This is a genomic window from Hymenobacter gummosus (assembly GCF_003970915.1).
Lineage (GTDB): Bacteria > Bacteroidota > Bacteroidia > Cytophagales > Hymenobacteraceae > Solirubrum > Solirubrum gummosum.
On record NZ_RXOF01000004.1, the window covers coordinates 370,905 to 394,065 of the forward strand.

The window sequence follows — 23,161 nt, forward strand, 5'->3', positions numbered from 1 at the left end:
GCGAGGTGCGAGGAAGGTCCTTGGCTTCGCCTTCCTTCGCTTCGCTCGGGATGACGTTCTTTTTTATCCGCTCACCTACTCACCCGCTCATCCAACATCTACAGCGTCGCCACGTCGATGACGAAGCGGTACTTCACGTCGCTGCGCAGCATCCGCTCGTAGGCCTCGTTGATGTAGTCGGCGGCAATGACTTCCACGTCGGAGGTGATGCCGTGCTCGGCGCAGAAGTCGAGCATTTCCTGCGTCTCGGCAATGCCGCCGATGTGCGAGCCGGCCAGGCGGCGGCGCTGCCCGACGAGCGGGAAGATGCCGACCTGCGGGGGCGTGGGCGGCAAACCCACCATCACCATCGTGCCGTCGAGGCGCAGCAGGCCCAGGTAGGGGTTCAGGTCGATGTTGGAGCCGACGGTGTTGATGATCAGGTCGAAGTAGTTGCGCTCCTGCTTCATGGCTTCGGCGTCCTTGGTCACCACGAAGCGGTGGGCGCCCAGGGCGCGGGCGTCGGCTTCCTTGGCGGGCGAGGTGCTGAGCACGGTGACTTCGGCGCCCATGGCGGCCCCGAGCTTCACGGCCATGTGGCCGAGGCCGCCCAGGCCCACCACGCCCACGCGCTTGCCCGGACCGGCGCCCCAGTGCCGCAGCGGCGAGTAGGTGGTGATGCCGGCGCAGAGCAGCGGGGCCACGCCGGCCAGGTCGAGCTTGTCGGACACGCGCAGCACGTAGTTTTCGTCGACCACAATCTGCTGGGAATAGCCGCCGTGGGTGCGCGTGGTGCGGTCCTGCAGGGTGCTGTTGTAAGTGAAGCTGATGTGCGTCTCGCAGTACTGCTCCAGGCCGTCCTGGCAGTTGTGGCAGTGCCGGCAGGTGTCCACCATGCAGCCCACGCCCACCAGGTCGCCGGCCCGGAACTTGCTCACCTCAGCCCCCACGGCGGCCACGCGGCCCACGATTTCGTGGCCGGGCACCATGGGGAAGGTCGAGCCGCCCCACTCGTCGCGGGCCTGGTGCACGTCGGAGTGGCACACGCCGCAGTACAGAATGTCGATTTGCACGTCGTGGGCGCCCACGTCGCGGCGCTGCAGGCTGAACGGGGCCAGGGGCGTGGTGGGGGAAGTGGCCGCGTAGGCTTTGGTCTGGGTCATTAGAAGGTTGGAAGTGTGGTATTGACAAAAATCACCGGCCCGGCGCGGCCACCGGGCGGGCGTGGGGTGGTAACTTTGCGGCGGTTGGTTTTGTTGGCCCGCTGCTGATGTTTGCTCGTATGTTTTCTTCCTCTCTGGGCCGCCTGCGGGTGGTCGGCTTCCTCGAAGGCCTGTCGTTTCTGGTGCTGCTGGGCATTGCCATGCCGCTGAAGTACGTGTTCGGCCAGCCCGAGGCCGTGCGCCACGTGGGTATGGCCCACGGCCTACTCTTCGTGCTCTACGTGCTGCTGGTCATCGGGGCGGCGGTCGAGTACCGCTGGTCCTTGCGCAAGGCCGCGCTGGCGTTTGTGGCTTCCCTGGTGCCGCTGGGCACGTTCTGGGCCGATAAGAAGCTGTTTCGGGAGGAGAAATAAGCGGTAATCCTGAAGCGCTGCACTGAATAACAGAACGTCATGCCGAGCTTGTCGAGGCATCTTGCGTGCTGACTTCCACAAGCAATTCCTCTCGTCCAACGAGAAGATATGTTACCGGATATCAGCACGCGAGATGCTTCGCTGCGCTCGGCATGACGTTCTTGCGTTTGGCCCAACAAGCAGCATTCCGCTCAGCTCGCTGCCGGCTTGCCGCCCTTCCGCAGCGCCTCCCCTACCAGCATCCGCATCCGCTTCATCGACTCGCGGGCAAACTTGCGCTGCAGGCTCCGGCCGAACAGCTTGAAGCCGATGCGGTAGAAGATGTTCTTGATGCGGTCGGGCTGGGAGTAGGCTTTCACCTGGAAGCGCACCTTGCCGGTGTTCAGGTTTTTGTGCACTGTGAAGGTGATTTCGCCCTTTTCGAAGTGGCCTTCCAGGGTGCGGTAGTTGTAGCCCCACACCTGCTCGGGGCCGGCGGGCGTGTCCTGCTGCTCGTCCGTCACACCGCCGATGCGCACGCCGAACCAGAACTTAAAGAACAGGAACTGCGCCCGCAGCAGCATCACGCGCTCGGCCAGGGGCTGATCGGGCACGAAGATGCCGGTAATCAGGTCGGGCGGCGGGAAGGAGTAGTTTAGCAGCACCTGCTTGGCTGCCTCAAACGAGCCGCCGGGCTGGGGCGGTCCGGGCGGCTCGGCGGGCAGCTCGGTGTGGTAGTCGTCGAGGCGCCAGCCGGTTTCGGCGGTGTACTCGTGCACGCGCTCCAGATCGTAGTTGACCTTGGCCTCGCGGTACGACTCCAGCTGGGCCTTGTACTGCTCCCACAGCGGCGGGGCGGTGGGGCGGCCGGTGGCGCTAGCCGCGTTCGTGGTGCTCGTGCTCATTACCGTCGTCGGTGTGTTCGGTGGTATCGACCTGGACCGGGCCCAGCGGCTCCCCGCCGCTTTCCTCGGCCACGCGCTGGCAGAAGGTCACCCAGGTTTGCTCCTGCACCTGCTTGCCCACGCCCAGGGTGGTGTAGGCAAAGGCCACCAGCCCGTCGCGGGAGCGGGCCTGGGAGCGGATTTCGAAGCGCAGCGTGTCGGGCCGGCCGGGCAGCTGGCGCAGGGCGAAGCGGATGTTGCCGGCCTCGGGGTGGCCTTCGAGGGTGCAGAGCGAGAAATGCTGGTCGGCCACTTCGGTCACGCGCACCGAGCCGTTCCAGGGCCCCAGAATCTTGATGTGGTACTCGTCGCCGACCTGCATGCGGTTCTGCTGCCCCTTCTTCTTCTCGAAGTCGGCCAGCAGGTCGGGCGAAAACTCCTCCGGGTGGGCCTGAATGCGGCGCATCAGCTCGGTAACGCCAAGCTTGGGACGGGCAACATCGATGTAGTAGCGCCGCTCGGTAAACGGCCCGGCCCCCTCGTCGGCCGGCTGCACTGATTTGGACATAAGACTAGGCGGCGCGGCGAAAAAGTCCGCGCTGCCCCTTCGCAAACGTGCCCCGGCGCCGCCGGGTTAGGCTTCGGTGGCCCCGGTGGCCGCGGCGCCGGCTTCGCGCAGGGCCTGGCGCACCTCCTCGTCGGTGGTTTGCCGGAAGTAGGCGTAGTACTGGCCCACGGCCCGAAAATCGGGTGGGGCGAGCAGGCAGAGCACCTCGTCGGCCAGGGGCTGCAGGCTGACCAGGGCGGCGGGGGCGGCCACGGGCACCGCTACCAGCAGCCGCGCCGGCCGCTGCTCCCGCAGCAGCTCCAGCGTGGCGCGCAGGGTGTGGCCGGTGGCCACGCCGTCGTCGGTCAGCAGCACGGTTTTGCCCGTCAGGGGCAGTGGTTCCCGCTCACCCAGGTAGGCCTGCCGGCGGGCCAGCAGCTCGGCCCGGATGCGCCCGACTTCGGCGGCCAGGTAGTCGTCGGGCAGGTACAGGCCGGGCTCCAGCACGTAGCCTCCGGCACTGACGGCGCCCACGGCCAGCTCGGGGTTGTCGGGGTGGCCGATTTTCTTGGTCAGGGCCAGATCCAGCGGCCAGCCCAGCGCCCGGGCCAGCACCGCCCCGATGGGCACTCCGCCGCGCGGCACGGCCAGCACCACGCCCGCCGGGCCGTGGCGCAGCGGCGACGGGTGGGCCGCCAGCTGCTGGGCGGCGTCGAGTCGGTCGAGAAAGGCAGGCATCGGCGGGTAGGGTCAGGTGCGGTATGCCGGTTGTCATGTCGAGCGGCGCGAGACGTCTGGGTCAGGACGCCTGGCGGTTTCACCCCGATGTCTCGCGCCGCTCGACATGACAGATTACCGCAGGTACTGCTGGCACCAGTCCACGGCCAGGTCGGCCACTTCGTCGAGGGTGCCGGGCTCCTCGAACAGGTGGCCCGCGCCGGGCACCACGCACAGGTCCTTGGGCCCAGTCAGGGCCGCCAGGGCCTGCTCGTTGGCGCCGAGGATGGGCCAGTCCTGCCCGCCCACGATGAGGCGGGTGGGCGCCTGCACCCGGGCCAGGGCCGGCTGGGCCAGATCGGGCCGGCCACCGCGCGAAATAACCAGGCTGACGCGGCTGCCCAGCTCGGCCGCCGCGTTCAGGGCCGACGCGGCGCCGGTGCTGGCCCCGAAGAAGCCCAGGCGCAAATCGTGCAGGCGCTGCTCGCGGCGCAGCCAGCTGGCGGCGCCCAGCAGCCGGCGCGTGAGCAGGTTGATATCGAAGCGGGCCTCGAAGGCGCGGTCCTCCTCGGGCGTGAGCAAATCCAGCAGCAGGGTGGCGAAACCGGCCTGCTGCAGGCTGCGGGCCACGTACTGGTTGCGCGGACTAAGTCGGGAGCTGCCGCTGCCGTGGGAAAAGATGACGACGCCGGAGGCAGCGTGCGGAATGCACAGGTCGCCGCAGAGCGTGGCGTGGGGCAGCTCCAGCCGCACGGGCTTGGGCGCAAGAAGGGCGAGCATGGCAGGAATGCGGGTGTAAAACACGCGGCTGAGTGGAAGGTACGCAAACCGCGAGCAAACGGCCGGGCGCGCCGGCCGAAAGCCGGGCGGCGCGCCCGGCGGCGGTGTGGCCGCAACTGCGTAGGTTTGGTGGTGTCTTTGCATTCCTTCCTTACCGCTACTTCGTTGATGCGTCTTCGTTACGTTCGCCCGCTGCTGGTGGGCGGCTTGCTGGCCCTCACCTGCGCCCGCCCCGCCGCGGCCCAGTCGTCTTCTTCCCCCACTGCCGCCGCCGGCTCCCGCTTCGTGGCCGACAGTCTCGATCAGTACATCCGGCGCGGCCTGCGCCAGTGGCAGATTCCGGGCCTGGCCGTGGTGGTGGTCAAGGACGGCAAAGTCGTGGTCAGCAAGGGCTACGGGGTGCGGGCCCTGGGCAAAGCCGAGCCGGTGGACGAGCAAACCCTGTTCCTGATTGCCTCGAACACCAAGCTCTTCACCGGTACGGCCCTGGCCAAGCTGGAGCAGGAAAAGAAACTCTCGCTCGACGACAAGGCCACCAAGTACCTGCCCGATTTCCAGCTCTACGACCCCGTCAGCACCCAGCTCACCACCGTGCGCGACCTGCTGGGCCACCACCTCGGCACCAAGACCTTCCAGGGCGACTTCGCCTTCTGGGATTCGAACTACTCCCGCGAGGACATCATCCGGCAGATGCGGACTCTGAAGCCGCCCTTCCAGTTCCGGCAGGAGTACGGCTACTGCAACGCGGGCTTCCTGGCCGCCGGGCAGGTTATTCCGGTCGTGACGGGCGGCACCAGCTGGGAGCAGTACGTGGAGCATACCATGCTGCGCCCCCTGGGCATGACGAACACCTACATGCTCACCAAGGGCTTCGCGCAGCGGCCCAACGTGGCCCTGCCCTACTCCAACGCCTACGGCCCGCTGGCCGTGCTGCCCATTGATGAGGTCGACAACCTCGGGCCGGCGGCCAGCATGGTATCGAGCGTGGGCGACCTGGCCAAGTGGCTGCAGTGCCAGCTCGACAGCGGCAAGTACCAGGGCCAGCGGGTGCTGCCCTGGGCCGCCCTGCGCCGCACCCGCGACGTAAACACGCCCGTATCGGCGCGCAAGTCCAGCCTGCTGCCCGAGCACTTCCGCACCTACGGCCTGGGCGTATTTGCCGCCGACTACAACGGGCGGCAGGTGTACTGGCACACCGGCGGGGCCACCGGCTACGTGAGCAACACCTGCTTCGTGCCGGAAGAGCGCCTGGGCATTGCCATTCTGACCAATCAGGACAACCAGAGCTTCTTTGAGGCCCTGCGCTACCAGCTGCTCGACGCCTACCTGGGCATGCCCTACGTGGACCGCAGCCGGCAGCTGTGGACCCGCGTGGCGCCCGGTTACGCCGAGACGCTGGCCGAGGTGCAGAAGCTGGCTGCCCGCGCGGACAAGGGCAAGAAAAGCAAGCCCGAGCTGCCGCTCAAAAGCTACGCCGGCCAGTACACGCACCCGGTCTACGGCCCCATCACGGTGGAAGCCAAGGGCAAGCAGCTGCTCATCCGCTTCAGCCACCACCCCGAGCTGCGCGCCACCCTGGACTACATGGACGGGCAGCAGTTCCGCGCTACCTACTCCAACCTGACCTACGGCATCTACCCGGCCACCTTCACCACCGAAGGCGGGCAGGTGAAATCGGTGGAGCTGCGCGTGAACGAGGGCATCGACCAGGACCCGTACGTGTTCGTGCGGGGCTGATTTGGCTTCTGGACACTGGTATTGGCCGCCGCTACACTCAAATTATGCCTCTACTGAATTTTACCAGCTTCCGCAGGGCGAGTGGCCTGTTCGTTCTGCTGTTGCCCGTTGGGCTGAGCGCCTGCACCTCTTCGGTCGACAGCGAAACCGCCATTATCAACGGCACTTCGCGGCCGCTGCGGGTGCGGCTGATTGGCCGTTTGCCCAACGACGCCATCATCATGGCCCGGCCCCGCGCTTCCCACCGGCTGCAGGGCTACGTGGAAGTACCGGCCGGCGAGGCCTTACCGGTAGGCTACCGCCAGGGCAAACGCCTGCTGCCCAGCCGCCCTATCCCATTCGATTACGACACGGTGATGGTCGAACGGCCCGGCGCTCGGCCGCTTCTGCTCACGCCAGCCACCATCAACCAGGCCATTACGGATACCATCGGGCCCGAACGCTGCTTCAACTGCCAACCCACCCGGCACTATCACGTGGTGGTGCGCTGAAGCGGGGACCGGAGCGGGCGGAATTCGACCTTGCACATCCGGTTGCCTGGAGTGGACCGACCGGTACCACCGGCGCGGGTAGCGTGCGTATAGGGCAAGAAACCCTCCCTCTCCCCCGCATGGCCTACTACCGCCCTTACCACCCGCCCGCCGACCCCGAGCTGGTCCGCACCCTGACCCAGCAGCAAAACGAGATGCGTCAGCGCCAGCGCCTGGAGCCGCTGGCGCACCCACCCCGGCTCATTGCCGGCCTGGACTCGTCGTTTCCCACCGAAGACACCATTCTCTCGGTCATCGTGGTGCTGCGGTTTCCGGAGCTGGAGCTGGTGGAGAAAGTGTACAGCCACGGGCCCGTGACCATGCCCTACGTGCCGGGCTTCCTCTCCTTCCGCGAGGCGCCCAACCTGGTGCAGGCCTTTGCCAAGCTGCAGCACCAGCCCGACGTGCTGATGGTGGACGGCCACGGCTACGCCCACCCACGCCGCATGGGCATTGCCGCCCACATCGGCATTCTGCTCGACAAGCCCAGCTTCGGGGTGGCCAAGCAGGTGCTGACTGGCCAGCACCCCGAGCCCGAGGCCGAAGCCGGCAGCACCGCCCCGCTCACCGACAAGAAAACCGGCGAGTTGCTGGGCGAGGTTCTGCGCACCAAAAACCGCGTCAAGCCCGTCTTCGTCAGCCCCGGCCACCGCATCGACCAGGACACGGCCACGGCCCTGGCCTGGCACTGCACCCGCGGCTACAAGCTGCCCGAGCCCACCCGCCTGGCCGACCACTGGGCCGAGCAGTTTAAGCAGGAAATTCGCTGAGCCCGGCCGCTTACGCGCCGTACGGCTTTAGCCACGGGTAAACCGGCATGCAGAAGCTAAGCTCGGACAGGGAGCGGACCGGTCCCGGAGCCAGTCCCCAGAGTTGTGCCACCGCCTCGTATACCAGCTGCGGCCCTGCCTCCGCCCCCAGCACACCCCGGTCCAGGGGTTGCTGCTGCGACTTGCTGAGCTTGCGCCCGTCGGGGCCGGGCAGCAGGGGGTGGTGCAGAAAACGGATACGAGTGGCGTTGAAGGCGGCCGTTTCGGGCAGCTGCCGGGCCAGCCAGAGCTGGGCGGCGGTACTGGGCAAGAGGTCCAGCCCGCGCACGATGAGCGTGGTTCCCAGGCGCAAATCGTCGGCCACCGAGGCCAGCTGGTAAGCGGCCACGGCGTCCTTTTTGCGCAGCACAAAATCGGGCATGGCGCGGTCCAGCTCCGTTGTTACCGGGCCCTGCCAGGCATCCTCAAACGCCAGGCTGGTGCCAGCGGGCACCACCGCCCGCCAGGCCACGCCGGGCTCGTCGAGGCTGGCGGGCACTTCGGCGGCATCGGTGCGGGAGCGGGTGCTGGCGTGCAGCAGGCCGGGCCGCTGGCGCAGGCGGCGCAGCAGGCGGTTGTAGTCGGGCAGGTGCAGCAGCTGGGAGTGGTGGCGCAAAAAGTCGTCGGGGCCGCTGGGGCCCTCGTCGTAGTCGAGGCCCAGCCACTCGATGGTGCGAAAAATGCTGTCGAGGTAGGGCCGGCGCAGGCGGTTGCGGTCTAGGTCGTCGATGCGCAGGTGCAGGCGCCCCCCACTGCGGCGCACCAGCAGCCAGGTCAGCACGAAGTTCACGGCATTGCCCAGGTGCAGGTAGCCGCTGGGCGTGGGCGCCAGCCGGCCCACCAGCGGGGCCGGCCCCGCAGACGAAAGCGAATCAGCCGGATTCATGGCCCGAACTTACGCAGCGGCGGCCGGCCCGGAGCTGCCGCTATAGCCGCAAACCGCATAGCCCGGGCAGAAACGGGCCGCCGAAAAAGCAACAGGTGACGGCCCGCCGGGTAGCGGGCCGTCACCTGTTGCTTTTTCGGCGGCTGGCTTAAGCGACGGGCTGAGCCGCGTTGGTGGTCGTGTGCAGGTTCACTTCGATGTTGCCACGGGTAGCGCGCGAGTATGGGCAGATGCCGTGGGCAGCTTCCACCAGCTCCTCGGCCTGCTTTTGCTCCACGCCGGGGATGTTCACGTGCAGATCAGCCGCAATACCGAAGCCGCCGTCCTCAGCCTTGCCGAAGTGCACGAAGCTTTCGATGCTGACGCCCTGCAGGGCCACTTTGGCCTGGCGGGCGGCCACGCCCAGCGCACCCTCGAAGCAGGCGGCGTAACCGGCGGCAAACAGCTGCTCGGGGTTGGTGGCGCCAGCTTTGCCCATGCCGCCCATAGCCTTGGGCGTGCTCAGCTCCAGCGTCAGGGCATTGTCTTGGGTGGTTACCTGGCCGTTGCGGCCACCGGTCACGTGGGCTTGCGCCGTGTACACTTTCTCGATTTTCATCGCAGAGAAGAGAGAAAAAGGCTTTCCCGGAATTAGGAAAGCAGGGTTAAGATGCGGTTGAGTTGCCCGCGCAGGGCGTCGAATTCAGTTGGGGTGAGCTGCAGCTTTTCGGCCAGCTGCTCGGGAATGCAGCGCGCCCCGGCCTGCAGGGCCTGCCCGGCCGGCTGCAGCGCGATGATGACGCTACGCTCATCCTGCGGGTCGCGGCGGCGGCTGAGCCACTGGCGCTGCTCCATGCGCTTGAGCAACGGGGTGAGCGTGCCCGAGTCGAGCAGCAGCCGCTCGCCCAGCTCCTTTACCGTCAGCTCGCCGTGCTCCCACAAGAGCAGCAGCACCAGGTATTGGGGGTAGGTCAGGCCCAGCTGCTGCAGGTGAGGCTGGTAGGCCTTGGTAAACTGCCGCGACACCGCATAGAGCGGGAAGCACAGCTGATTTTCCAGCTTCAGAATGGGGTCGGCAGTGGGCAGCGTGGGTTTGTTCATGGCGTTCGGATGGTAAAAGCGGTAAGCGGGTCTTATGTTTGGTTGTGCACAATTAAATTTTTAAAAATAATTTCAACTACCTGATTTGCAGCTTCAAATTTTTAGCGTCACGTGAAAAGGATTTGTCTAAAGCTCTTGCCGGCCGTGGTTTTTCCTTGCGCTCCTCCCGGGTGCTTCATGCAGCCTGAACCGGCTGTATTAATAATCTTCTATATCGACTAAACCCGCGGGGCCCGCACAATTCTAAGCGCTACTTTACGCCGCTTTCGCCCTATGACCCGACTTCTGCTCTGCTGCCTGTGCCTGCTCGGCTTGCTGCCCGCGGCCCAGGCCCAAACGCCCCTGTACTTCCCGCCCGCTGGCACCACCTGGGCCAGCACTTCGCCGCAGAGCCTGGGCTGGTGCCAGCCCCAGCTCGATACCCTGCTGGCCTACCTCGGCCGCCAGCACACCAAGGGCTTCATCGTGCTCAAGGACGGCCGGCTGGTGGTGGAGCAGTACTACGGCACCTTCACCCGCGACTCGCTCTGGTACTGGGCCTCGGCGGGCAAGTCCCTGACCGGCACGCTCGTTGGCATTGCCCGCCAGGATGGCCTGCTGAGCCTCTCCGATTCGGTGTCGCGCTTTCTGGGCCGGGGCTGGACGGCGGCCCCACCCGCCAAGGAGCGGCTGATTACGGTGCGCCACCTGCTCAGCATGAGCAGCGGCCTCGACGACACCCCACCCCTGCCCTGCGACAACGAAAGCACCACTGCCGCCTGCCTGCTCTACCAGGTCGATGCGGGCACCCGCTGGGCCTACCACACCGGCGCCTACCGCAAGCTGCAGCCCCTGCTGGCTCAGGCCAGCGGCCTGACGCTGAACCAGTACACCAACCAGAAAATTGGCAGCGTCATCGGCATGGGCGGGGCCTGGGTCAACGACGTGTACTACAGCCGCACCCGCGACATGGCCCGCTTCGGTCTGCTCATGCTGGCCCGCGGCAAATGGAACGGCACCCCCGTGCTGCGCGACACGGCCTATTTTCGGCAGATGACCACGCCTTCGCAGGGGCTGAACCGCAGCTACGGCTACCTCTGGTGGCTCAACGGCCAGGCCAGCCACATGCTGCCGCAGACGCAGCTGGTCTTCCCCGGCGCCATCACCCCCACCGCCCCGCCCGACATGATTGCGGCCCTGGGCAAAAACGACCAGAAAATCTACGTGGTGCCCAGCCAGGGCCTGGTGGTGGTGCGCACCGGGCAGTCGGCCGGACAGTCCCACCTGGCTTTGTCCTCGTTTGATACCGAGCTGTGGCGCCGGCTCATGGCCGCCGTGCAGTGCCGCCCCACGGCCGGCGCCGCGTCGGCACCACTGGCCGACTTCGCGGCCTTTCCCGTGCCCGCCGCCGAGGTGCTGACGGTGCAGCTACCCGCCAGCCCGGCCGCCACCCTGCGCCTCACCGACGCACTGGGCCGCCCGGTGCAGCAGCAGCCCGCCACCCCGCCCCGGCAGCAACTAATGCTGCAAGGCCTTGCGGCTGGGGTATATTTCCTGCAACTACTTGACGAAAAAGGTAATATCCTGGCTACGCGCCGGGTGCTGCACTAGGCCTGGGCAGCACGTATCCGTGCTAGCCCCATGTCAAAAACCCGGGAATCCACGGATTGTCTGTCGAGCTGCAGCGCGCTTTCTTTGTCTTTGTCAAGTCGCAACTTGTCCGCTCACACCAACCTTCACTAGTCCAGTACCAGCCGCCTGTCGCAGGCTTTCCGGTCTTTCTAGTCAATTCGTGGCTTATTCTAGATGCAAGAGCAAGCCCCTCCGCCGGTACGGAGGGGCTTTTTTGCGTTCGGGGCGTTGATTATTTCGCCTCGGGCCCTTTTCTGCCCGGCGCGGGGCCGCTATTTTTGTTAGCAGCCCACCCCGGACTTGCAACTTTTGCCCACCGTCCTGGCTCCTGCTTACGCCCGCCGCGCTGTGCTGACCGCGGGCGTACGGCAACTTCCCCTTTATGCCCAAAGTTTACCTTCTGCTGGCAGCCCTGGCCCTGTGCACCGGCCTGTCGGGCTGCTTCACCAACTTCGACGACCGCAGTGATTTGCCGGTGTACCGCCCGGTGCTCATGGCCCGCACCTCGCTGGAGCAGTCGGTGAGCCTGGTAGCGGCCCGCGACATGCACAACACCGGCAAAATCTACCGGCAGGGCACCTACGTGTTCATCAACGAGCGGTACGAGGGCCTGCACATCATCGACAACCGGGACCCCAGCCGGCCCCAGAACGTGGGCTTTTTGCGCATCCCGGGCAGCCTCGACGTGGCCATGCGCGGCACCACGCTCTACGCCGACAACGCCGTGGACCTGGTGACCCTGGATTTGAGTAACCCCGCCAACGTGCGCGTAATCAGCCGGGTACGCGACGCATTTCCGGAGCTGGCCCCGCCCGAGGCGTCCAGCATTGAAGAGAGCTACCGCCCCGAAAACCGCCCGGCCGACGCCGTGGTGGTCGGCTGGCAGAAAGTCAAGTAAGCCGTTATGAAGCCGTTTTCCTCCCTTCTTCGTTTCGGCCGCGCCCACGCCTGCTGGCTGCTGCTGCTCGGCGGCTGCGCCGACGCCAGCGTGGCGCCCTCTACCGCCAACGTAGGCCTGGCCGGCTCCATGTCGCGCTTCGCCATCCTAGGCAATACGCTCTACACCGTCGACAGCCGCAGCCTGCGCGTATTCGACCTCGGCAGCGTGAGCAACACCAGCCAGGCGCCGCGCCTGCTGCGCACCACCACGCTGGGCGTCGACATCGAAACTATTTACCCCTCGGGCAGCTACTTGTTCATCGGCACCCAGTCGGGCATGTACATCTTCGACGCGGCCGACCCGCAGCAGCCCCGGCAGGTAGGCTTCTACCAGCACGCCGTCAGCTGCGACCCGGTAGTGGTGGACGGGCGCTGGGCCTACCTCACGCTGCGCACCGGCCGCAGCTGCGGCGGCGGCCCCAACCAGCTCCAGGTTATCGATTTGCAGAACCTGAACCAGCCGCGCCTGGCGCAGTCGTACCCCATGACGCAGCCCTACGGCCTGGGCGTGGACGCGGGCCTGCTGTTCGTGTGCGACGACGGGCTCAAGGTATTCGACACCAGCCAGAGCCCCGCGCTGACCCAGCGCGACCAGTTTGCCATCGATGCCTACGACGTCATCCCGTCCAACGGGCACCTGCTGGTAATCGGCCGCCAGGGGCTCTATCAGTACCAGTACGCCGGCCGGGCGCTGCAGCAGCTGAGCTTCCTGCCCATCACGCCCCGCCCCTGATGCGCGCCGTCCTGCTCCCCCCCGGCCTGGGCGCGTTGGCCGTCCTGCTCCTGCCCGGCGGGCCGCTGCTGGCTCAGCAGGCCGACCTACCGCCCGCCGCCGCGCCCCAACCGCAACGCCCGCCCACGCTGGTGGTTAAATTCAACGTGTTTCAGCCCCTGGTGCGCGGCTACCACCTCGAAATCGAGAAAACCTTGCGGGCCTTTCCGCGGCACAGCCTGGGCCTGACGCTGCAGGGCTACTGCGGCCCGGTGACGGAGCTGACCGCCCGCCGCGACGTGCAGCCCGATGAGCGGGTGCGCGGCTACGGGGCCGAGCTGCTGTACCGGCTCTACTTCCCCGGCACCAACCCCGACCCGCTCATGGGCTTCTACCTGGGCTTGGGGCCGCACGTGCAACGCTTCGAGCTGCACTTTCAGGCCGACGGCTGGCAGCAGCAGCTGGCCGACGACGGCCTGAAATACTACCAATACGGTCCGCTGCCCTACCGCGAGACCATCCGCCGCCAAGGCGCGGCCGTGGTGGCCGGCTACCAGGGGCCGCTGGACCTGGGTCCGCTCACGCTGGATTTCTACGTGGGCCTGGGCTGGCGGCAGTCCAGCTTCCGCTCGTCCTTCGCCAGCAGCCGCTACCGCTCCTCCGATTTCGACTACGGGGCCCGCGGCTTTTACTTCCCCATTGGATTTAAGCTAGGCGCGGCTTTATAGCTCGTCTATCTACCATTAATAAAACAACATTTAATCAATCAAAAATATCAGTACATGCATACTATTTTCCGAGTTGACAGTCAGCGCGTTTGACGGCTACGCATTTTTATCCCGATTCAGCGGCTTATTTGCCCGATACGGGCATCCGACAATTGGCGGGTAGTAGCAGCTGGCGGGCAGATTAGTATCTTTGCGGCGCCGCGCCTTGTTGCCAGTCTTCCCCCCAACTGCATGAAACACATTCTACTCGCCGGATTGCTCGGCCTCAGCGTCGTGGCTCAGGCCCAGGACGTGACGTACCGTACCCCGCCCAAGGCCATTGCCGACCTGGTGGACGCCCCGCTGACCCCGCGCGTGAGCTTGTCGTCGGACGGGAAGTGGCTGGCGCTGCTGGCAGTGCAGGCCATGCCCACCATTGCCGAGCTTTCGCAGCCCGAGCTGCGCCTGGCCGGTATGCGCATCAACCCGCGCCTGAACGCGCCCAGCCGTACCAGCTACGCCACCGGCCTGATGCTGCGGCGCCTGGAAGACGGCAAGGACATGGCCGTGCTGAATCTGCCCGCCCAGCCGCTCATCTCGGACGTGGTGTGGTCGCCCGATAACAGCAAGCTGGCCCTGACCATTGCCACGGCCACCGGCGAAGGCCGCACCGAGCTGTGGGTGGTCGACGTGAATACCTTCTCGGCCCGGCGCATTGCCGGCGTGTCGCTGAACTCGGTATTCGGCACGCCCTTCGAGTGGCTGTCGGACAACCAGACGCTTATCGTGCGGGCCCTGGTGGCCGGGCGCGGGGCGGCTCCGAGCAGCACGGCCACGCCCACCGGCCCGGTGGTGCAGGAAAACGTGGGCCGCAAGGCCGGCGCCCGCACCTACCAGGACCTGCTGCGCAACCAGACCGACGAGCGGCTCTTCGATTACTACGCCACCTCCCAGATGGTGAAGGTGACGCTGGAAGGCAAGCTGCAGCCCATCAGCCAGCCCGGCCTGATTCAATCGGCGGTGCCCTCGCCCAACGGCCGCTACCTGCTGGTGAAGACGCGCCACCGGCCCTTCTCCTATACCCTGCCCAGCAGCAGCTTCCCGCTGAAGGTGGAAGTATACGACGTGGCCACCGGCGACCCGGTGAAGCTGCTGGCCGACCTGCCCCTGGCCGACGAAGTGCCCACGGCCTTCGACGCGGTGCCCACCGGGCAGCGCAGCCACGGCTGGCGCGCCGACGCGCCGGCTACGCTTTACTGGGCCGAAGCCCAGGACGGCGGCGACCCGAAAGCCACCGCCGCCATCCGCGACAAAGTATTTACCCTGGCGGCGCCCTTCAACAGCGCGCCGGAGGAGTTTGCCTCCCTGCCCCTGCGCTACGACGGCATCAGCTGGGGCAACAACTCGGTGGCGCTGGTGTACGGCTCGCGCTGGGCCGACCGCAAGGAAATTACCTGGCGCGTGACGCCGGGCGCGCTGCCCTCGCTGACGGTGCTGTTTGAACGCTCGTCGCAGGACAAGTACAACAACCCCGGCACGGCCTACATGCACCGCAACGCCCAGGGCAAGCAGGTGCTGCTGACCGACGCCCAGGGCAAGACGCTGTACTTCCTCGGCCAGGGCGCTTCCCCGCAGGGCGACCAGCCCTTCGTCGACGAGCTAGACGTGGCCACCAAGAAAACCACCCGCTGGTGGCGCTCCGAGGCCCCCTACTACGAGGTGCCGCTGGCCATCCTCGACGAGGACAAGCACCGCCTGCTCACCCGCCGCGAATCGGTGGACCAGGCGCCCAACTACTACGTGCGCGACCGGAGCGGCAAGCTCACGGCCGTGACCAAGTTTCCGAACCCCTACGCGGCTTTCGGGGGCAGCTTCAAGAAGCAGGTGCTGCACTACAAGCGCGCCGACGGGGTGGAGCTGACGGCCAACCTGTATTTGCCGCCCAACTACAAGCCCACCGACGGGCCGCTGCCCACTCTGATGGAAGCCTACCCGGTGGAGTTCAAGGACAAGGCCAACGCCGGGCAGGTGTCCGGCTCGCCCTACACTTTTACCCGCGTGGGCTACGGTTCGCCCATTTTCTGGGTGACGCAGGGCTACGCCGTGCTGCAGGGCGCCAGCATTCCGATAGTGGGTGAGGGCGACAAGCAGCCCAACGACACCTACACCGAGCAGCTGGTGAGCAGTGCCAAGGCCGCCATCGACGAGGGCAAGCGCCTGGGCGTGGTAGACCCGGCCCGCGTGGCGGTAATGGGCCACTCTTACGGGGCCTTCATGACGGCCAACCTGCTGGCGCACTCCAACCTGTTCAAGGCCGGTATTGCCCGCAGCGGCGCCTACAACCGCACCCTGACGCCCTTCGGCTTTCAGGGCGAGGAGCGCACCTACTGGCAGGCCCCGGAGGTGTACAACGCCATGTCGCCCTTCAATTACGCCGACAAGATCAAGTCGCCGATTCTGCTGATTCACGGGGAGCTGGACAACAACTCCGGCACCTTCCCCATTCAGAGTGAGCGGTTCTACAACGCCCTGAAGGGCAATGGCGCCACCGCCCGCTACGTGGTGCTGCCGGCCGAGTCGCACGGCTACGCGGCCCGCGAGAACATCATGCACATGCTCTGGGAGATGAACGCCTGGCTCGACAAGTACGTGAAGGCCCCGCAGACGGCGGCCGCCAACTAAGCTGGTCGCATCCAAACAAAAAGCCCCGAATCCGGCCGGATTCGGGGCTTTTTGTTTGGATGCTTTATCACAGTCGGGCAAAGCGTGTCGTCTGCGTGAGTCGTTCATCGGGCGCACTCGCTCGGCTATTGCCGGGTGAGGCCTACGCCTGAGGGGCTATGCCCCGAATCCGGCCGCGCCACCTCGGTGGTTCTCGTTTATGCGGCGCGGCACCGCGCTCGGCACAGCCGAGCCACGTACGGCTCACTCGGTAATAGCCGAGCGAGTGCGCAATTGATCTGCCAACCATGCGCGGCCGCCGCGGTTATGCCCGTACACCTTCTTCCCCCGACTGCCATGCCCACCATCACCGGCCACCTCGCCTCCGCCGACCGTTACGTCACCGATCTGACCACCGACAGCGGCCACGCCCTGCTGGCCGACGAGCCCCTTATCGACGGCGGGGAGAACATGGGGCCGAGCCCGGGCGAGCTGCTGGCCGCGGCGCTGACGGCCTGCACCTGCATTACGGTGCGCATGTACGCCACGCGCAAGGGCTGGCCGTTGCGTGAGGTACGGACCGAAGTCAGCTTTGAGCGCCCCCCCGACCACGTGGTGCGCCACCTCACGCGGCAGCTGCACCTGCTGGGCGAGCTGACGCCCGAGCAGCGGCAGCGGCTGCTGCAGGTGGCCAACGCCTGCCCGGTGCACAAGGCCCTGACCGGCGGCGTCAGCGTCGACACGCAGCTGGGCGGGGAACCGGCGGGAATCTAAGACGGCCCATTGGCGCGGGCGGCTAGTGCAATACTTCGCGCCGGCCGGGCACGGGCAACGTGAAAAAACCGGGCAAGAAAACTACGGGCGGTTTGGGGCCGGATGGTTGCGAAAGCGCCTGGGCTGGCGTATGTTTCGTACCCGGCCGCCGGCGCCCCACCCCGCCCCCAACTTTCCCCGCTGCGCCGGGTATAACTAAGCGTGCCCAAGGACCACTCGCGCCTTTAATCCCCCGCCCCGATGAAGCACCATCTACCCAGTCTGCTGCTCCCGCTGGTTCTGCTGACGACGCTGCCCCGCACCGGCACCGCCCAGAACGCCGACCGCCGCACGGGCGTGAGCCTGAACCTGAACGTGCTGCAGTACAAAGGCGACTTTGGCTCTGAGTACTGGGATTTCAGCCACAACAACTACGCCCCGGGCCTGGCCATCAACCAGTACCTGGGCCGCGGGCTCGATTTGCACGCGCAGCTGCTCTACGGCACGCTCTCGGGCCGTCGTAGCGCGGCCACTTACTTCAATACCGACGTGGTCAACGTCAACCTTGGGCTCAAGCTCAAGCTCAACAACGGCTGGGCGCTCAAGGAAAAATCGTTTCTGCAGCCCTACCTGCTGGTGGCTCCGGGCTGGACGTTCGTCAACCGCGCCGGCTACTACAACGGGGAGCGAATCGACCTCAATAAGGGCTATTTCGACCTGTTCGGCGGCGCGGGCCTGGGCTTCCGCCTCGGGGGCGGGGTGAGCTTGTTTGTGCAGAGCGCCCAGCATCTGCCGCTGGATGCCGATTTCGACGGCGAAACCAAGGCCGGGGCCAAGCGCTGGAACGACCAGTTTATGCAGCACACCGTGGGGCTGACCTTCAACCTTGGCCAGGCCGCCGACGAAGACCAGGACGAAGTGCCCGACCGCAAGGACCGCTGCCCCGGCACCGCGCCGGGCACGCCGGTGGATGAGTACGGCTGCCCGCTCGACGCCGACCACGACGGCGTGCCCGACGCCCAGGACCAGTGCCCCGGCGACGCGGGCACCGCCGAGCTGCACGGCTGCCCCGACCGCGACAACGACGGCCTGGCCGACCCCGATGATGCCTGCCCCGAAGTGGCCGGCAAACCCGAGCTGCAGGGCTGCCCCGACGCCGACAACGACGGCGTACCCGACCGCGAAGACAAGTGCCCCGACACACCCACCGATACCCACGTGGACGCCGACGGCTGCCCCGTAGCCGACGCCCCCGCTACGCCCGCTCAGCCTGCCGCGCCCGCCCCGGCCCCCACCCCCGCTACGCCCGGCGACGCGGACAACGACGGCGTGCCCGACGCTGCCGACCGCTGCCCCAACGCTGCCGGCCCGGCCAGCAACAAGGGCTGCCCCGAAGTGAAGGCTGAAACCCGCCAGCGCCTGCGCGAAGCCACCCGCTTCATCAGCTTCGAGCCGAACAAGGCCACGCTGCTGCCCTCGTCCTACCCCACGCTCGACGGCATTGCCCAGATCCTGCGCGACTACCCCGACTACACCCTCAGCATTGCCGGCCACACCGACAGCAAGGGCCCGGCCGCGTTCAACCAGCGCCTCTCGCGGGAGCGGGCCGCCGCCGCCCGCGCCTACCTCGTAGGCCCGGGCATCAGCGAAAGCCGCCTGCAGCTGCGCGGCTACGGCCCGGCCCACCCCATTGCGCCGAATACCACCGAGGCCGGCCGCGCCCGCAACCGCCGCGTGGAGTTTGACCTCTACCTGACCGGCGACCGGAACGCGGCCGAGGTGAAGTACGGCAAGGAGCCCGGCGCCGCGCCGGTGAAGCCGAAAGCCCCGGCGAAAAAGGCGCCGGTACGCAAGCCGGCGGCGCGTAATGCTGCGGTGAAAAAGCCCGCCGCGGCAGTGCGAAAAGCCCCAGTTCGGCCCACCGCCAAGCCGGCGCCGACGAAGCCCGCCGCCCCGGCGAAAAAGGCCCCGGCCCGGCAGCCGGCCCAAACGACGCCCGCGCCGCCCCGTCGTTAGGCGCTTCCCATCTTCCTTCTTGTTGCAAGACGGCCAGCTCTTTACGGGGTTGGCCGCCTTGCTTTGGGCATGAGGGCCGGATGGAGCGTAGCCCAACACTACAAACCTTGGAAGGAAAACAGGGGTATACCCGGGCAGTCGTGGGCCAGATGCCCGCACAGTACCGTTCCGTATGAAACACCTTATTCCCAACTCCCGCAGTTGGCTGCCCTTGGCGTGCCTAACTGTACTTCCCCTCCTCAGCCAGGCCCAGACGGCCGACAAGAAGACCAGCATCGGCCTCAACGTCAGCGCCCTGCAGTACAAGGGCAACTACGGCTCCGACTACTGGGACTTCAGCCGCAACCGCTACGCCCCCGGGCTGGCCATCAACCACTACCTGGGCAAGGGCCTCGACGCCAACCTGCAGGCCTTTTACGGCGAGCTGAAAGGCAGCCGTAGCGCCAACACGTTCTTCGCCACCAACATCGTGAACGTGAACCTGGGGCTGAAATTCAAGCTCAACAACGGCTGGGCGCTGAAGGAAGACGCCTTCATTCAGCCCTACCTGCTGGCCGCCCCGGGCTGGACCTACACCTCGCGCGAGGGGCAGTTCAACGGTACCCGCATCGACCAGGACAAGAGCTACTTCGACCTGTTTGCCGCCGCCGGCATCAACTTCCGCCTGGGCGAAACCGTGGGCCTGTTCGTGCAGACCGGCCAGCACGCGCCCTACTACGCCAATTTCGACGGTGACCAGACCCGCGACGACAACGGCTGGGACGACCGGTTTCTGCAGCACACCGTGGGGCTGACCTTCAACCTGGGCCAGGCCAAGGACGAGGACAACGACGGTGTGCCCGACCGCAAAGACAAGTGCCCCGGCACGCCCGCCGGCGTAGCCGTGGACGCCAACGGCTGCCCGCTCGACCGCGACAAAGACGGCGTGCCTGATTACCAGGACCAGTGCCCCGACGAAGCCGGTAAGGCCGAGCTGCAGGGCTGCCCCGATAAAGACAACGATGGCGTGGCCGACAAGGACGACGCCTGCCCCGATACGCCCGGCAAGAAGGAGCTGCAGGGCTGCCCCGACGCGGATAACGACGGCGTAATCGACCAGAACGACAAGTGCCCCGGCACCCCGGCCGGCGTGCAGGTGGATGCCAACGGCTGCCCGCTCGACCGCGACGGTGACGGCGTGCCCGACTACCAGGACCGCTGCCCCGACCGCCCGGGCCCCGCTTCGAACCGCGGCTGCCCCGAAATCAAGGCCGAGGCCAAGAAGCGCCTGCAGGAAGCCACGAAGTACATCAACTTCGAGTTTGACCGCGCCGTGCTGCTGCCCTCCTCGTACCCGACCCTGGACGCCATCGTGCAGATCCTGAACGAGTACCCGGACTACACGCTCAGCATTGCCGGCCACACCGACAGCAAGGGTTCTGACCCATACAACCTGCGCCTCTCGCACGACCGCGCCGCCGCCGCCCGCGTGTACATGCTCAGCAAAGGCATTCCGGACGCCCGCATCGAGGCCCGCGGCTACGGCGAAACCAAGCCCATTGCCGACAACGCCACCGACGCCGGCCGCGCCCTGAACCGCCGCGTGGACTTCGACCTGTACCTGACCGGCGACCCGAACACGGCCGAGGTGAAGTATGGTCCCGAGCCCACCATGCCCGACATCGTCATCCCGACGACGCCGGTGAAAAAAGCCCCCGCCAAGAAGGCCCCGGCCCGCAAGGCGCCCGTGCGCAAAGCCGCCCCGCGCCGCTAGGCTCCGGCCCGATTGCCAATTAAAAAAAGGCCCGCTGCACGATGCAGCGGGCCTTTTTCGTGAATGATGCGAATAACCAGAACGTCATCCTGAGGCGCAGCCGAAGGACCTTCCTCGCACCCCGCACCGCCGCCGATGCCAATGTGCGGCCCCCTTTTTTGAATAGCTGAAGCAACTAAAAAGCGCCGCCACCAACGCTCGTTGGTAGCGGCGCTTTTATCGTTCACGAATTAGCGTCAGCACTTCGTAGGTGGCGGCGGTGCAGGGTTGGAGGAAGGTCCTTCGCTCTGCTCAGGATGACGTTCTGATTTCAGACGTGCTATTACCCCCGCGCCCCTACTCCGTTACCCAGGTCACTTTCTCTTCGATGGGCTTGCGCAGGTTGCGGCCGGGCTGCTTTTCCACGTAGCCGAGGTAGAAGAAGCCCAGCAGCTTGTCGTCGGGGCCGAGGCCGAAGAAGGGCTTGGCTTCTTCCACGTAGGTCACGCCGCCCGAGCCCCAGTAGCCGCCCACGCCGTTGGCCACGGCCGTCAGGTGCAGGTTCTGCACGGCGCAGGCCACGGCCTCGATTTCCTCGATTTCGGGCAGCACGTGGTGGCGCTTCATGCCGATGGCAATGACGTGGGAAGCCAGCAGCGGGTTCTTGGCCAGCTTCTCGTATTTCTTCTCGTCGACGAACTCGCCGGCCTGCTGGCGGTACAGGTTGGCCTGGAACTCAGCCAGGCGGTGCAGCCCTTCGCCCTTGAACACCACGAAGCGCCAGGGCTCGGTACGCTTGTGGGTGGGCGCCCAGTTGGCGTTTTCGAGCAGCCGCTCGATGATGTCGTCGGGGATGACGCGGCCGGGCTCGAACTGGATGGGCTGAATGCTGCGCCGGGCGCGGATGAGGTTGTCGAACTGCTCGGGGGTGGGCAGGGAAAGGGTTTCGTCGGTGGACATGCCGAGGAGGATGGAAATGAGGAAGCAGGTGCGGGAACAGCCGGCCCGGCAAAGAAAGCCGGTTGGGCGGCCGAATGTTTGCCGGCCACGCCTGGGCCTGCTTACCGATTTCCGTCGTTGCCTTACCAAAAGCCCGCGGTGGCTGCTATATCGCCGCATCCCGGGGGCGGGCGCGTGACCTTTGGTCAGCACCTTATCACACCGCCCCATGCTGCGTCCGCCCTACGCCTGCCTGTTGCTGCCGCTGCTGCTCGGCGCCACCACCGCCCTGGCCCAAACGGCCGGCTCGGTCGGCATCGGCACCAGCTCGCCCAACGCCAAAGCGGCCCTGGACATCAGCAGCACCGACAAGGGCCTGCTCATTCCACGCCTCGACTCGCTGCAGCGCGCCAGCATCAGCAGCCCGCCCGATGGGCTGATGGTGTTTCAGACCGACGGCCGCCGGGGCTTCTGGTACGCCGTGGGCGGCCAGTGGGTGTACATTCCCGACAAGACCAAATCCGGCGACAACCTGGGCAACCACTCCGCCACCCGGGATATAGGCCTGAACGACTTCGACCTGCGCCCGCGCGGTGCCTCCGACACCGGCCACGGCCTGGGCTGGTACGGCGTGGCCAGCAGCAGCAAGAACTGGCTGGGCCAGAACATCGACGGGCCGGTGCTCTACGGCTACGCCGGCGGCGCGCTGGGCACCAGCAACGACGGCACCCGCCTCTCCGTGCTGGCCTGGCGCAGCAACGGCCGGGTGGGCATCGGGGCGCCGAGCCCGGCCACGCGCCTGAGTATCACGCCCACCGTCGCCGAGGCCAAAATCACGCTCTGGGACGGCGGCAGCACTACCGACCACTACGGCTTCGGCATCAGCAACAGCCAGCTCAACTACCACGTCGATGCGGCCGGCGCCAGCCACGTCTTCTACGCCGGGGGCAAAAACGGCAACGGCGCCGAGCTGCTGCGCATCCGCGGCAACGGCCGCGTCGGCATCGGCCAGAGCAACCCGCAGCAGGCCCTCGACGTGACGGGCCGCGTGCAGGCCAGCGCGGGCTTCGTGACGCCGCCGGCCCAGAGCTACGCCTACAGCGCGCCGCGGACCCAGTACCTAACCCTGAGCGCCTTCGCCTTTGCCTCCGCCGACCCGGCCGGGTCGCCCAGCAATACCGTGTTGTCCACGGCCAACACCCCCGCCGAAATCTACCTGACCGGCAGTGGCAGCGGCCGGCTGCTGGCCCCGGTGCAGCTGCCGCAGGGCGCCACCATCACCGGCCTGCTGCTGCGGGGCTTCGACAACGACGGCACCAGCGCCACGGTGCAGGCCCGGGTGGTGGGCATCACCAGCCAGACGGGCGGCACCAGCTACCCCGCGGCGGGTGGCTCCCCCTTCGCCGCCTTCAGCGCCGATGTCTACGCCTTTCAGGAAGCCAGCCAGACGTTCAGCGTGCCGGTCGACAACACCCAGTACGGCTACTTCGTGGAGGTGCTGCTGCCGCGGCACCCGCTGGCCTCGGTGGTCAACGTACGCCTGACCTACACCGTGACGCAGGCGGAGTAGGCGGCGGTTTATCTGAC

23 protein-coding genes are annotated in these 23,161 nt (G+C 66.8%); 13 read left to right on the plus strand and 10 right to left on the minus strand.

Features of this window, described 5'->3' with window-relative positions:
- Positions 1-98 precede the first annotated feature (98 nt).
- A complete protein-coding gene (locus EJV47_RS09620) occupies positions 99-1,142 on the minus strand; it encodes an NAD(P)-dependent alcohol dehydrogenase (RefSeq protein ID WP_126692930.1) in 1,044 nt (347 codons plus the stop codon).
- Positions 1,143-1,261: 119 nt separating this feature from the next.
- Here EJV47_RS09620 and EJV47_RS09625 point away from each other — a divergent pair, with 119 nt between their 5' ends.
- Complete coding sequence (locus EJV47_RS09625; RefSeq protein ID WP_243651088.1) at positions 1,262-1,555, plus strand: DUF3817 domain-containing protein; 294 nt, start codon at positions 1,262-1,264, stop codon at positions 1,553-1,555.
- A 191-nt stretch (positions 1,556-1,746) separates the two neighbouring features.
- Here EJV47_RS09625 and EJV47_RS09630 read toward each other — a convergent pair whose 3' ends face one another.
- The 4 genes from EJV47_RS09630 to EJV47_RS09645 form a co-directional block, all read right to left on the minus strand.
- Complete coding sequence (locus EJV47_RS09630; protein ID WP_126692932.1) at positions 1,747-2,439, minus strand: DUF1990 domain-containing protein; 693 nt, start codon at positions 2,437-2,439, stop codon at positions 1,747-1,749.
- Complete coding sequence (locus tag EJV47_RS09635; protein ID WP_126692933.1) at positions 2,411-2,986, minus strand: DUF1990 family protein; 576 nt, start codon at positions 2,984-2,986, stop codon at positions 2,411-2,413. Before EJV47_RS09635 ends, EJV47_RS09630 begins: the two co-directional genes overlap by 29 nt.
- Positions 2,987-3,052: 66 nt before the next feature.
- A complete protein-coding gene (locus EJV47_RS09640; RefSeq protein WP_126692934.1) occupies positions 3,053-3,703 on the minus strand; it encodes a phosphoribosyltransferase in 651 nt (216 codons plus the stop codon).
- 114 nt (positions 3,704-3,817) lie between these two features.
- Positions 3,818-4,462, minus strand: a complete 645-nt coding sequence (locus EJV47_RS09645; RefSeq protein WP_126692935.1) for a dienelactone hydrolase family protein — start codon at positions 4,460-4,462, stop codon at positions 3,818-3,820.
- A gap of 168 nt (positions 4,463-4,630) precedes the next feature.
- Here EJV47_RS09645 and EJV47_RS09650 point away from each other — a divergent pair, with 168 nt between their 5' ends.
- The 3 genes from EJV47_RS09650 to nfi all read left to right on the plus strand — a co-directional run bounded on the left by EJV47_RS09650 (position 4,631) and on the right by nfi (position 7,499).
- Positions 4,631-6,199, plus strand: coding sequence for a serine hydrolase (locus tag EJV47_RS09650; protein ID WP_126692936.1), 1,569 nt, complete (start codon positions 4,631-4,633; stop codon positions 6,197-6,199).
- 44 nt (positions 6,200-6,243) lie between these two features.
- A complete protein-coding gene (locus EJV47_RS09655) occupies positions 6,244-6,690 on the plus strand; it encodes a hypothetical protein (RefSeq protein WP_126692937.1) in 447 nt (148 codons plus the stop codon).
- A gap of 119 nt (positions 6,691-6,809) precedes the next feature.
- Positions 6,810-7,499 (plus strand): deoxyribonuclease V, encoded by a 690-nt coding sequence (gene nfi / locus EJV47_RS09660; protein WP_126692938.1) that lies wholly within the window; start codon positions 6,810-6,812, stop codon positions 7,497-7,499.
- A gap of 10 nt (positions 7,500-7,509) precedes the next feature.
- Here the strand turns inward: nfi and EJV47_RS28390 are convergent, their stop codons facing one another.
- The 3 genes from EJV47_RS28390 to EJV47_RS09685 form a co-directional block, all read right to left on the minus strand.
- On the minus strand, positions 7,510-8,424 hold the full coding sequence (locus EJV47_RS28390) for a glutamate--tRNA ligase family protein (protein WP_207895866.1): 915 nt from the start codon (positions 8,422-8,424) through the stop codon (positions 7,510-7,512).
- 148 nt (positions 8,425-8,572) lie between these two features.
- A complete protein-coding gene (locus EJV47_RS09680; protein ID WP_207895867.1) occupies positions 8,573-9,022 on the minus strand; it encodes an organic hydroperoxide resistance protein in 450 nt (149 codons plus the stop codon).
- Positions 9,023-9,054: 32 nt separating this feature from the next.
- Positions 9,055-9,504: a MarR family winged helix-turn-helix transcriptional regulator gene (locus EJV47_RS09685; RefSeq protein WP_126692940.1), complete on the minus strand. Its 450-nt coding sequence runs from the start codon at positions 9,502-9,504 to the stop codon at positions 9,055-9,057.
- A 273-nt stretch (positions 9,505-9,777) separates the two neighbouring features.
- On the opposite strand from EJV47_RS09685, the gene EJV47_RS09690 reads away from it, so the two are divergent.
- The 8 genes from EJV47_RS09690 to EJV47_RS28885 all read left to right on the plus strand — a co-directional run bounded on the left by EJV47_RS09690 (position 9,778) and on the right by EJV47_RS28885 (position 20,656).
- Positions 9,778-11,094: a serine hydrolase domain-containing protein gene (locus EJV47_RS09690; protein WP_126692941.1), complete on the plus strand. Its 1,317-nt coding sequence runs from the start codon at positions 9,778-9,780 to the stop codon at positions 11,092-11,094.
- Positions 11,095-11,497: 403 nt separating this feature from the next.
- Entirely contained in the window at positions 11,498-12,013 is a 516-nt protein-coding gene (locus EJV47_RS09695) for an LVIVD repeat-containing protein (RefSeq protein WP_126692942.1), read from the plus strand.
- Positions 12,014-12,019: 6 nt separating this feature from the next.
- Positions 12,020-12,787 carry an LVIVD repeat-containing protein gene (locus EJV47_RS09700; protein WP_126692943.1) on the plus strand — a complete coding sequence of 256 codons (768 nt, stop codon included), beginning with the start codon at positions 12,020-12,022 and terminating at the stop codon, positions 12,785-12,787.
- Positions 12,787-13,494 carry a hypothetical protein gene (locus EJV47_RS09705; RefSeq protein ID WP_126692944.1) on the plus strand — a complete coding sequence of 236 codons (708 nt, stop codon included), beginning with the start codon at positions 12,787-12,789 and terminating at the stop codon, positions 13,492-13,494. Before EJV47_RS09700 ends, EJV47_RS09705 begins: the two co-directional genes overlap by 1 nt.
- A gap of 231 nt (positions 13,495-13,725) precedes the next feature.
- Positions 13,726-16,155 carry an alpha/beta hydrolase family protein gene (locus tag EJV47_RS09710; protein WP_126692945.1) on the plus strand — a complete coding sequence of 810 codons (2,430 nt, stop codon included), beginning with the start codon at positions 13,726-13,728 and terminating at the stop codon, positions 16,153-16,155.
- Between the two features lie 336 nt (positions 16,156-16,491).
- A complete protein-coding gene (locus EJV47_RS09715) occupies positions 16,492-16,908 on the plus strand; it encodes an OsmC family protein (protein WP_126692946.1) in 417 nt (138 codons plus the stop codon).
- Positions 16,909-17,148: 240 nt separating this feature from the next.
- Positions 17,149-18,903, plus strand: a complete 1,755-nt coding sequence (locus EJV47_RS28880; protein WP_126692947.1) for an OmpA family protein — start codon at positions 17,149-17,151, stop codon at positions 18,901-18,903.
- 172 nt (positions 18,904-19,075) lie between these two features.
- On the plus strand, positions 19,076-20,656 hold the full coding sequence (locus EJV47_RS28885) for an OmpA family protein (protein WP_126692948.1): 1,581 nt from the start codon (positions 19,076-19,078) through the stop codon (positions 20,654-20,656).
- Here EJV47_RS28885 and EJV47_RS09730 read toward each other — a convergent pair.
- Both EJV47_RS09730 and EJV47_RS09735 read right to left on the minus strand, forming a co-directional pair.
- Complete coding sequence (locus EJV47_RS09730; RefSeq protein WP_126692949.1) at positions 20,653-20,883, minus strand: hypothetical protein; 231 nt, start codon at positions 20,881-20,883, stop codon at positions 20,653-20,655. The genes EJV47_RS28885 and EJV47_RS09730 overlap by 4 nt on opposite strands.
- 109 nt (positions 20,884-20,992) lie before the next feature.
- Positions 20,993-21,595 (minus strand): nitroreductase family protein, encoded by a 603-nt coding sequence (locus EJV47_RS09735; protein ID WP_126692950.1) that lies wholly within the window; start codon positions 21,593-21,595, stop codon positions 20,993-20,995.
- Between the two features lie 208 nt (positions 21,596-21,803).
- Here EJV47_RS09735 and EJV47_RS09740 point away from each other — a divergent pair, with 208 nt between their 5' ends.
- Positions 21,804-23,144, plus strand: coding sequence for a hypothetical protein (locus tag EJV47_RS09740; protein ID WP_126692951.1), 1,341 nt, complete (start codon positions 21,804-21,806; stop codon positions 23,142-23,144).
- Positions 23,145-23,161 lie beyond the last annotated feature (17 nt).